We start from the raw sequence: 10,540 nt of genomic DNA on the forward strand, positions 1-10,540 counted from the left end.
TCGCCGCGTCGTCCGGCACACCCTCGGCGCCGGCACCCCCAGCACCGGCACCCGCAGCACCCGCGCGCTCCGCCGCCTCGGCGGCTGCCGCTGCGGCAGCCGCCAGCGCGGCGGCCTGCGCCAGCCGGGCCTCCTCGGCCCGCTGCAGCGCCTCCTCCGCCCGGCGCCGCTGCTCCTCGCGCGCCAGCTCGCGCTGCCGCTGGAGCTCCGCCCGGGCGGCCGCCTCCTCGGCGAGCCGCTTGCGCTCGGCCTCCTCGGCCGCCCGGCGCGCCTCTTCCTCGGCGCGCCGCTTCGCTTCCTCCTCGGCCCGGCGACGGGCCTCCTCCTCGGCCTTCTTCCGGGCCTCCTCGGCCGCCTTGCGCGCGGCCTCGGCGGCGGCCCGCTCGGCCTCCTCCTTGGCCAGCCGCTCCTTCTCCGCCTGCTCGGCCCGCAGCTGCGCCAGCACCTCCTGGCGCTTGCGCTCGGCCGCTTCCTCCTCGGCGCGTTTGCGGGCCTCCTCCTCGGCCCGGCGCCGCGCCTCCTCGGCGGCCTTCCGCTCCTGCTCGGCGCGGGCGGCCTTCTCCTGCTCGGAGAGCGGCAGCTCGCGGTCCAGCCGGTGGCGGACCGCGGTGGTGACGACGCCGGGGGCCTGGCTGCCGTCGACGACGAGGTAGCGCGCCGGGTCGGCGGCGGCGAGCGCGAGGAAGCCGGAACGGACCCGCTGGTGGAACTCGGTCGGCTCGGACTCCAGCCGGTCCAGCGCCTCGGTGAAGCGCTCCCGGGCCCGGGTCGGGTCGACGTCCAGGACGACGGTCAGGTCGGGCAGCAGCCCGCCGGTCGCCCAGCGCGAGATCCGGGCGACCTCGGTGGCGGCCAGGTCGCGGCCGGCGCCCTGGTAGGCGATGGACGAGTCCATGTACCGGTCGGTGATGACCACCGCGCCGCGGGCCAGCGCCGGGCGGATCACGTTCTCGACGTGCTCGGCGCGGTCGGCCGCGTAGATCAGGGCCTCGGCGCGGTGCGAGAGGCCGGTGTTGCCGACGTCCAGGACCAGGCCGCGCAGCCGCTGGCCGACCGGGCTGCCGCCGGGCTCGCGGGTCAGCACGACCTCGTGGCCCTTGCCGCGGATCCACTCGGCGAGCGCCTGGGCCTGGGTGGACTTGCCGGCGCCGTCGCCGCCCTCCAGGGCGATGAAGAAGCCGGTGCCCGCCCGGTGCGGGGCCGGTCCGGTGGCGCCGCGCACCGCGTCGACCAGGTCCCGGCCGAACGGCACGGTGCCGCGCCGGTCGTCGGTGCGCAGCAGCACCACCGCGGCCAGCACCAGGGTGAGCAGTCCGGCGGTGGCGACCGCGAGGGCCGCGCCGCCGTGGATGAAGGTGAACGAGCCGGGCTCGACGGTGCCGTACTCGACGTCCCCGTAGGCGGCGGCGATCAGCGGGACGCCGACCAGCGCGCCGCCGACCACGACCCGCAGCACCGCGTACAGGTGCTCGGTGACCTGCGGCAGCCGGACCTCCTCGACCTCCTGGGCGAGCAGCGCGCGGCCGGTGGAGATCGCCACTCCGGCGGCCAGCGCGGCCAGCACGGTGAGCAGCAGGACCAGCACGAAGTCCACCACCAGGCCGGCCAGGATCAGCGCGACGCCCTCGGTGAGCAGGGCGAGCGCGAGCAGCCGGCGGCGGGAGAGCGAGGGCAGGACGGCCCGGGTGATCCGGACGCCGATCGCGGGGACGCCGGCGGCGGCCAGCACCAGCAGGCCGTAGCCGATCGGCCCGGCGCGGTGCTCGACGGCGGTCAGCAGGGCCAGCGCGGCGACGCCGGCCATCGTGGCGTACCCGGCGCAGACCGCGAAGGTGAAGTACGGGGCGGAGTTGGTGCGGCCCTTCGCCAGGGCCGGGCCGGGGGTCGCGTCGACGGGCGCCCGCAGGCCCCGCAGCGGCGAGCCCGGCGGCACCCGGACGGGGCCGCCGGGCAGCTCCTGGAGGTGGACCCGGACGGCCGAGACGGCGAACAGGGCGGCCGCGCCGAGGGCGGCGAAGGTGGTCTGGTGGGCGCGCAGCCAGTCCGAGCCGAGCGCCGCGCCGATGTTGTTGAGCAGGGTGAGCGCGATCAGCGCGGCGGCGCCGAGCGGCACGGTGGCCCAGCCGGTGCGGTGGTCCAGGGTCCGGACGGTGGCCAGGTTGGCGGCGGACGGGCGCCGCTCGGCCGCCGGGGCGTAGGCGTCGGCGGGCGGCAGCAGCGCGGGGACGGCGGCGGCCTTGGCGATCGCCCAGACCCGCTCGGCGGCGCCGGTCAGGAAGACGGTGGCGAGCAGCACCCAGGTCGCGGCGCCGGAGGGCTTCGGGCCGGAGCCCAGCCAGACGATCCACCAGGGCGCGACGCCGATCAGCACGGCGCGCAGCACGTCGGCGCCGAACAGCGTCCAGCCCCGGTCGAGCTTCCCGCTGAGCAGCCCGTGCACGGGGCCGAGCAGCGCGGCGCCGACCAGTCCGGTGGCGGCCAGCCGGGTGGCGAGGACGGCGGCGACCGCGAACGCGAGGGCGCGCGGCGGGTCGCCGAACGACCCGCCGAGCACGGCGGCGACCACGGTGAGCACGAGCAGCACCAGCAGGCCGAGCCGGTCGGCGGTGCCGCCGATCAGCTGGGTGGTCCACAGCCGCCGGTAGGGGCGCAGTCGCAGCAGCGCCCGGATCCGCTCGCCGGCGGTCCCGGCGGGCGCGGTCTCCGGCCGGTCGGGCGTGCCGGTGCCGGCCGCCGCCGCGGCGCTGGGGGTGGGCTGCTCCTCGCTCGTCATACGGTCAGCGTAGCGGTCGGGGCATGCCGCAAAAGAGGGGAGCGTGGCTCCGGACGACCGTCGCCACCGGGTTGTGACGATCCGCGCACGACCCTGTCACGCCCGGTCCCGGGCCCGCCGGAGCGGATCGGCGAACGGTTCGGGCCCGCGCCGCCGGGGCGGACGCGGGCCCGGGTGCGACCGAACGGGGGTCAGCCCTCGTCGGTGGCGGTGGTCTTGCTCGCGGCGGTCTTCTTGGCCGCCGTCGCCTTGGTGGCGGTCTTCTTCGCGGTGGTGGTCTTCTTCGCCGCGGTCTTGGCCGCCGCCGTGGTCTTCTTGGCAGCGGTCTTGGTCGCGGTCTTCTTGGCCGCCGCCTTCTTCGCCGGGGCCTTCTTCGCCGTCTTCTTCACCGGCCCGCGCGCCCGCTTCTCGGCGAGCAGCTCGTAACCGCGCTCGGGGGTGATGGTCTCGACCGCGTCGTCCTTGCGGAGCGTGGCGTTGGTCTCGCCGTCGGTCACGTACGGACCGAACCGGCCGTCCTTGACCACCACCGGGCGCTCGCTGACCGGGTCGGTGCCCAGCTCCTTGAGCGGCGGCGCGGCGGCGGCCCGGCCGCGCTGCTTGGGCTGGGCGTAGATCGCCAGCGCCTCCTCCAGCGTGACCGTGAACAGCTGGTCCTCGTCGGCGAGCGAACGGGAGTCGGTGCCGCGCTTCAGGTACGGGCCGTAGCGGCCGTTCTGCGCGGTGATCTCCACGCCCTCCTGGTCGACGCCGACCACGCGCGGCAGCGAGAGCAGCTTGAGCGCGTCCTCCAGCGTGACGGTGTCCAGCGACATCGTCTTGAACAGCGAGGCGGTGCGCGGCTTGACGGCGTTCTTGCCGGTCTTGGGCGTGCCCTCGGGCAGGATCTCGGTGACGTACGGGCCGAACCGGCCCTTCTTGGCGACCAGCTGGTTGCCGCTGACCGGGTCCGGGCCGAGCTCGTAGTCGCCGCTGGGGCTGGCCAGCAGCTCCTCGGCCAGCTCAACGGTCAGCTCGTCCGGCGGCAGCTCGTCCGGGATGTCGGCGCGCTGGCCGGGCTCGCCCTCGACCTCGGAGGCGCGCTCCACGTACGGGCCGTAGCGGCCGACCCGCAGGGTGATGTCGTCGCTGACCCGGAACGAGCTGATCTCCCGGGCGTCGATCGCGCCGAGGTCGGTGACCAGTTCCTTCAGGCCGCCCAGGTGGTCGCCGTCGCCGTTGCCGGCCTCGGCGGCGCCGCCGGCGGCAGCGCCCTCGCCGCCCTCGCCGAAGTAGAAGCGCTTGAGCCACGGCACGGACTGCGCCTCACCGGCCGCGATCCGGTCGAGGTCGTCCTCCATCTTCGCGGTGAAGTCGTAGTCGACCAGCCGGCCGAAGTGCTTCTCCAGCAGGTTGACCACGGCGAAGGAGAGGAACGACGGCACCAGCGCCGTCCCCTTCTTGAAGACGTACCGGCGGCCGATGATGGTGTCGATGATCGAGGCGTAGGTGGAGGGGCGGCCGATCTCCCGGTCCTCCAGCTCCTTGACCAGCGAGGCCTCGGTGTAGCGGGCCGGCGGCTTGGTGGCGTGGCCCTCCGGGGTGAGCTGCTCGGCGGCCAGCGGGTCGCCCTGGGCGACCTGCGGCAGCCGGCGCTCACGGTCGTCCAGCTCGGCGTTCGGGTCGTCGGCGCCCTCGACATAGGCCTTGAGGAAGCCGTGGAAGGTGATGATCTTGCCGGAGGCGGAGAACTCGACGTCCCGGCCGTCGGCGGACCGGCCGGCGACCTTGACGGTGACCGACTGGCCGACCGCGTCCTTCATCTGGGAGGCGACGGTGCGCATCCAGATCAGCTCGTAGAGCCGGAAGTCGTCGCCGCTCAGACCGGTCTCGGCGGGGGTGCGGAAGCGGTCGCCGGACGGGCGGACCGCCTCGTGCGCCTCCTGCGCGTTCTTCACCTTGGAGGCGTAGGTGCGCGGCGCGTCCGGCAGGTAGTCGGCGCCGTACAGCTGGGTGACCTGGGCGCGGGCCGCCGAGACGGCGGTGTCCGACAGCGTGGTGGAGTCGGTGCGCATATAGGTGATGAAGCCGTTCTCGTACAGCTTCTGGGCCACCTGCATGGTCCGCTTGGCGCCGAAGCCCAGCTTGCGGCTGGCCTCCTGCTGCAGCGTGGTGGTGCGGAACGGCGCGTACGGCGAGCGGCGGTAGGGCTTGGACTCGACGCCGCGCACCGAGAACGCGGTCTGCTCCAGGGCGGCGGCCAGCGCACGGGCGGCCTGCTCGTCCAGGTGCAGGGTGTTGGCGCTGCCCGCCTTGAGCCGGCCGTCCTGGCCGAAGTCGCGGCCGCTGGCGATCCGCTTGCCGTCGACGGCGATCAGCCGGGCGCCGAAGCTCTCCGGGTTGGCCGCGTCGGCCGCGGTGCGGCCGGTGCCGAAGGTGCCGACCAGGTCCCAGTACGAGGCCGAGTGGAACGCCATCCGCTCGCGCTCGCGCTCGACCACCAGCCGGGTCGCGACCGACTGCACGCGGCCGGCCGACAGCTTCGGCATGACCTTCTTCCAGAGCACCGGCGAGACCTCGAAGCCGTACAGGCGGTCGAGGATGCGGCGGGTCTCCTGGGCGTCGACCAGACGCTGGTTCAGCTGGCGCGGGTTGGCCACCGCCTCCTGGATGGCCGACTTGGTGATCTCGTGGAACACCATGCGGTGCACCGGCACCTTGGGCTTGAGCACCTGCTGGAGGTGCCACGCGATGGCCTCGCCCTCGCGGTCCTCATCGGTGGCGAGGAAGAGCTCGTCGGACTCCGCGAGCAGCGACTTCAACTTGCTGACCTGGGACTTCTTGTCCGCGTTGACCACGTAGATCGGAGCGAAGTCGTGGTCCACGTCCACACCGAGACGGCGCACCTCGCCGGTGTACTTGTCCGGGACCTCGGCGGCCGTGCTCGGGAGGTCGCGAATGTGCCCGACGCTCGCCTCGACGATGTAGCCGGGGCCCAGGTAGCCCTTGATCGTCTTCGCCTTGGCCGGCGACTCGACAATGACGAGTCGCTGTCCGTGCGCGGTCTCGCTGCTCGGGGACACCTTCGCTCTTCTCTCCCGGTCGTTACGTGAGCTGGTCGGCGCTGGCAGCACGGGCTGCGCTCCGCCCGACCCCTCCACCGTCCCGGGGCTGCCGCTGTACGACGACCCCACCAGCGGAGTGTGACCGTACCCCGGCCACCCTTGTCAAACGGACGGATCCCGCAATTTCACCGGCAAGGCCGACCGACGCCACTCGAACGGTAACCCGAGGGCGACGCGTCGCGCCCTGCGGAGGGGGGCTTCGGCGGGTTTCGAAGGATGGAATGACGGATTTCGAAATCTGTCAACGGAATATCGGGGCGACCGCCGGGGGCCCACGGGACCCCCGGCGCGGGCGGGCTACCCGGCGCTGAGCAGCAGGAGCGCCCCCGCCGCCAGGCAGCCGAGGCCGAGCGCCGTCCACAGCAGGTCGGCGAGGACGGTCCGCGGGCCGGTCTCCGCCGGCGCGAGCACCGCGCGGGCGGGGCGGCGGGGATCGTAGGCGATCCGGACGGAGGCGCCCGGGACCAGCCGGGGTGGGCGGCGCAGCGGAGTGTGACCGCGCGGACGGGTCAGCACCAGCTCGCACGCCTCGACGGCCAGGACACCCGGTGTTCCTCCCCCGCGTGCTCCGACGGCCGCCGGCTCGGTGGCGAAGGAGAGCAGGGGTGCGCTGTCGAGCGCGCCGTGCGCGTCGGCCTCGGCGACCACGGTCGCGACGGTCGGCCGGCCCCGGCGGCGCACTCGGTGGCGCAAGTGCACTTCGGCGGCGCACCAGAACAGCAGCGCGCCACCGAAGAGGACGAACACCGTGCCCCCCACGGCCGCCGTCGTCGTTTCCACCTCAGCCGCCCCCAGCTCTGTCCACAGCCTGTGGACAGAGCCTCACAGTCCGGGGCCAACGAGGGGCAGAGGTTCGGTGAACGGCCGACGAACCAGGGGAATCCGAGAAGTGAACCGGCGACGCCCGGGCCGCCAGTGCTCGAGCCGTCAGTGCTCGAGCCGTCAGTGCTCGAGCCGTCAGTGCTCGAGCCGTCGGTGCTCGAACCTCCGGTGCTCGGACCGCCTGCTTCAGGCCACCGGCGCTCAGGCCACCGGCCGGATGAACCCCTGCTCGGTGAGCAGCCGCAGCGACTCCGGCACCCGGTCCCGCAGCACCACCCGGTCCTCACCCAGCAGCTGGGCGATGGCGTCGACGATCTCGCCCGCCGACAGCGTCCCGTCGCAGACCCCGACGAAGCCGGCGCCCACCGTGTCCACCTTGGTGGCCCGGCGCATGCCGCGGTTGTGACGCAGGATCACGTGCTCCGGGTCCTCCGCCCCCGGCGCGCCCACCTGCTCCTGGACCACCTCGTCGGCCAGCACGTACCGCGCCGCCAGCAGGCCGGCGTCGTCGTGCGTGCGCAGGAAGTCCTGCCGGTCGAACCACTCCTCGATGTGCGGGCCGAGCGGCTGCTCCACCGGGTGCGGCCACTCCTCCACCCGGACGGTCGGCCGCTCGGCGCCGCTCGCCCGCAGGGTGATCCAGCCGAAGCCGATGCCCTCGACCCGGCCGGCCTCGAAGGCGTCCAGCCACTCCCCGTACCGGGCCCGGTAGTCGCCGCCCGGCCCGCGGTGGTCGCCGCCGTCGCGCAGCCAGAGCTCCGCGTACTGGGCCACGTCCTGCACCTCGCGCTGGACGATCCAGGCGTCCAGGCCGGTGCCGGCCACCCAGCCGGCCAGCCGGTCGTGCCAGTCCTCGCCCTTGACGTGCTGCCAGTTGGCCAGCAGCTGGCAGTAGCCGCCCGGTTCCAGGTGCTCGGCGGCCGAGCGGACCAGGCTGCGGCAGAGGTCGTCGCCGGCCATCCCGCCGTCGCGGTAGGTGAACCGGCCGGCCGGGGAGATCACGAACGGCGGGTTGGAGACGATCAGGTCGAACCGCCGCTCCCCCACCGGCTCGAAGAGGCTGCCGGCGGCGGTCTCCGTGTTGTCGAAGCCGGACAGCGCCAGGGTCAGCTCGGTGAAGCGCAGCGCCCGCGCGTTGAGGTCGGTCGCGGTCACCCGCTGGGCGTGCCGGGCGGCGTGCAGCGCCTGCACGCCGGAGCCGGAACCGAGGTCCAGCGCCGAGCGGACCGGCCGGCGCACGGTGATGTTGCCCAGCGTGGTGGACGCGCCGCCCACCCCGAGCACCAGGTCCTGGCGGGCCACGCCGTGCGCGGTCTCACCGGAGCCGATCCCGCCCGCGCCGCCGACCGCGCAGCCGAGGTCGGAGACCACCCAGGCGTCCGAACCCGGCAGCCCGGCGACCTCGTTGGCGTACGGGCGGACGTCCACGGTGGCGCGCACGAGCTCGCCGTCCTGGCGCAGCCAGCCGTCGGCCAGGCAGTCCTCCACCGGGAGCGCGGCGGCGGCCGCCTTGTACGGCACGGGCTGCTGCAGCAGGAAGAGCCGCACCAGCGTCTCCAGCGGGCTGCCGCCGCGGGTCGCGCGCAGCGCGGGCACCGCCTCGCTGCGGGCCAGCGCCGCGTACCCGGTGGGCCCGAGCAGGTCCAGGCAGCCGTCGGCGGTGTACGAGGCGGCGAGCAGCGCCTCACGAAGCTTGGCGAGGCGGGTCGGGTCGAGAGCGGGGCTACTGATCACCCCGCCATTGTCCCCCGCGCGGCCCCCGCACCCGTCCTTCCCGCCGTCGCCGAGGCGCTCGTGGAGGCGCTGGCCGAGGTACTGGCCGAGGCACTCGCGGGCGTGCTCACCGAGGCACCCCTCCGAGGGCTGTCCTCGCCAACGCCGACTACCCCCTCGGCGGCCGGGGCCGAGGGGGTGCGGGTGTGTTCGGTCAGCTCGCCGAGGGGGCGGCGGCCGGGGTGGAGGGCGCGGGTGCGGCGGGGTCGCCCGCCGGGCTCGCCCCGTCCGTGGCGCCCGCCGACGGCGCGCCGGTGGCCGCGTCCGTCGGCGTGGCGGACGGGCTGCCCGTCGAGCCACCCGTCGGAGCGGCGGCCGCCGTACCCGGCTTGCACCCCTCCTGCTTGGCCATCGCCGCGCCGAGATCGCCGCGCTGCAGCTTGCCCTGCGCCTGCGTGGAGAGCGCGGACAGCTGCTGGATCTGGTCGGCCACGCTGCGCAGCCCGTCGGCGAACTTCGACTGGTCGTCGACGGAGAGCGCGTCCAGCTTCTTCTGGATCTCGACGTAGCCGTCGGCCGCCTTGTTGAGCTCGGCGACGGTGTCCGTCTGCAGGGTCGCGCCGTCGTCCACCTTGGGGGCACCGGCCTTGTCGATGGCCGCGGCGATGTCCTGGTTGGTCTTGGCCAGCTGGCCGAGGTCCGCCGAGAGGCGCTTCTGGAGGTCGGCCGGGACCTCGCCGGTCTTCACCTGCGCGGTGTCCGCCAGCGCGGTCTGTGCCTGGGCGATCGGGTCCTTGGCGGCGCCGCACACGTTCGCCGACCAGGACTCCAGCTGCTTGCTGTTGTCGTCGCCGCAGCCGACGGCGCCGAACGCCAGCAGCGCCCCGAGCGCGGGTACGGCCAGCAGTCGCTTGTTCACCGGGAGAAGCCCTTTCGGTTTCGGTCGTCGAACTGCGAACCTACACGGCCGCCGTTCGACTCCCGGTTCCCGCCCGGGCCACCCCCCGCTGTGCGTGCGCGTAGCCTCCCGCTCGCCGCGCGCCGCCCGCCGGTCCCCGCGCGCCGCTCAGAGCGCGAGGGTGTCCGCCGAGGCCGGCCAGCTCATCCGGATCAGTCCGCCGTCGGCACCGGCGGTGACCTCCAGGTCCTCGACCAGGCCGGTGAGCACCGCGAGACCGAGGGCGTCCTCGTCCGGCTCGGCGCCGTCCGCCGCACCGGCGGTCGGGACGGTGTCGAGACCGGCCTCGTCCTCGACCTCGATGAGGAAACGCTTCTTCTGGTCGATCAGTGCGACGCGCACCGCGCCCTTGACGTCCCCGCGCCGGTGCAGGCCGACCGCGCGGGAGCACGCCTCGCCCACGGCGAGCCGCACCTCGTCGAGCACCGACTCGTCGACCCCGGCTCGCCTGGCGACCGCCGCGGCGACCAGCCGGGCCGTCCGCACGTGTTCGGGAAGCGCGCTGAATCGAAGTTCGACGGTTGCCATCTCTTCCCCCTCGGGGTGCTCCGACCGGGGCCGGTCTCACGGCCCCTGCGGGCCGGTGTCGACCGGCCCTGGGGCGACCGGACGGGCCGGGGCGCGCGGCCCCGGCTCCCGGACGCATGGGAATCGGGCGGACCGGCCGCTGAGGGCCGGCCCGGCCGGTCAGTCGGTCCTGCGGATCAGTCGGTCGCCTGGACCGCGTCGTCCACCGAGCTGTGGATCGGGAAGACCTTGGTCAGACCGGTGATCCGGAAGATCTTCAGAATGCGCTCCTGGTTGCACACCAGGCGCAGCGAGCCCTCGTGGGCACGCACCCGCTTCAGACCGCCCACCAGCACGCCGAGGCCCGTGGAGTCCAGGAAGTCCACGCCCTCCATGTCGACGACGAGGTGGTAGCTGCCGTCGTTGACGAGCTCGACCAGCTGCTCGCGCAGCTTGGGGGCGGTGTACACATCGATCTCGCCGCCAACCTCGACGACCGTGCGGTCGCCGACTGTACGGGTCGACAGGGACAGGTCCACGGAACCTCCAGCACCTTGCCTTGCTACGTCATTGCGATCCTCGGCCGGACGGCCGTCACCGCATGGTCGCGAGCTCCGGGCACGCCCAGCCAGTGCGTGGCAAGCCTCAGCGCTGCGACCCCCG

Annotated in this window: 7 protein-coding genes; all 7 read right to left on the minus strand. The window is 74.4% G+C overall.

All coding sequences use genetic code 11. The annotated features are described in order from the left end of the window. Positions 1 to 2,773: dTMP kinase (gene tmk, locus ACFVUH_RS34240; protein WP_387917403.1), on the minus strand; the 2,773-nt coding region annotated here is incomplete at its 3' end. Between the two features lie 191 nt (positions 2,774 to 2,964). Then, positions 2,965 to 5,835: a type I DNA topoisomerase gene (gene topA / locus ACFVUH_RS34245; protein ID WP_387917405.1), complete on the minus strand. Its 2,871-nt coding sequence runs from the start codon at positions 5,833 to 5,835 to the stop codon at positions 2,965 to 2,967. Positions 5,836 to 6,174: 339 nt separating this feature from the next. Continuing rightward, positions 6,175 to 6,657: a DUF3592 domain-containing protein gene (locus ACFVUH_RS34250; protein WP_355360220.1), complete on the minus strand. Its 483-nt coding sequence runs from the start codon at positions 6,655 to 6,657 to the stop codon at positions 6,175 to 6,177. A gap of 243 nt (positions 6,658 to 6,900) precedes the next feature. Next, positions 6,901 to 8,433 carry a methyltransferase gene (locus ACFVUH_RS34255; RefSeq protein WP_387917407.1) on the minus strand — a complete coding sequence of 511 codons (1,533 nt, stop codon included), beginning with the start codon at positions 8,431 to 8,433 and terminating at the stop codon, positions 6,901 to 6,903. A gap of 193 nt (positions 8,434 to 8,626) precedes the next feature. Next, a complete protein-coding gene (locus ACFVUH_RS34260; protein WP_387917409.1) occupies positions 8,627 to 9,331 on the minus strand; it encodes a small secreted protein in 705 nt (234 codons plus the stop codon). Positions 9,332 to 9,478: 147 nt separating this feature from the next. After that, complete coding sequence (locus ACFVUH_RS34265; protein ID WP_355360229.1) at positions 9,479 to 9,898, minus strand: ATP-binding protein; 420 nt, start codon at positions 9,896 to 9,898, stop codon at positions 9,479 to 9,481. A gap of 176 nt (positions 9,899 to 10,074) precedes the next feature. After that, a complete protein-coding gene (gene bldG, locus ACFVUH_RS34270; RefSeq protein WP_355360232.1) occupies positions 10,075 to 10,416 on the minus strand; it encodes an anti-sigma factor antagonist BldG in 342 nt (113 codons plus the stop codon). Positions 10,417 to 10,540 lie beyond the last annotated feature (124 nt).

It is taken from the genome of Kitasatospora sp. NPDC058032, from assembly GCF_042885845.1.
Taxonomy (GTDB): Bacteria; Actinomycetota; Actinomycetes; order Streptomycetales; family Streptomycetaceae; genus Kitasatospora.

Bases quoted from the DNA above. Each gene is read 5' to 3' on its own strand.
- ACFVUH_RS34265 (WP_355360229.1), bottom strand. From the start codon at position 9,898: ATGGCAACCGTCGAACTTCGATTCAGCGCGCTTCCCGAACACGTGCGG.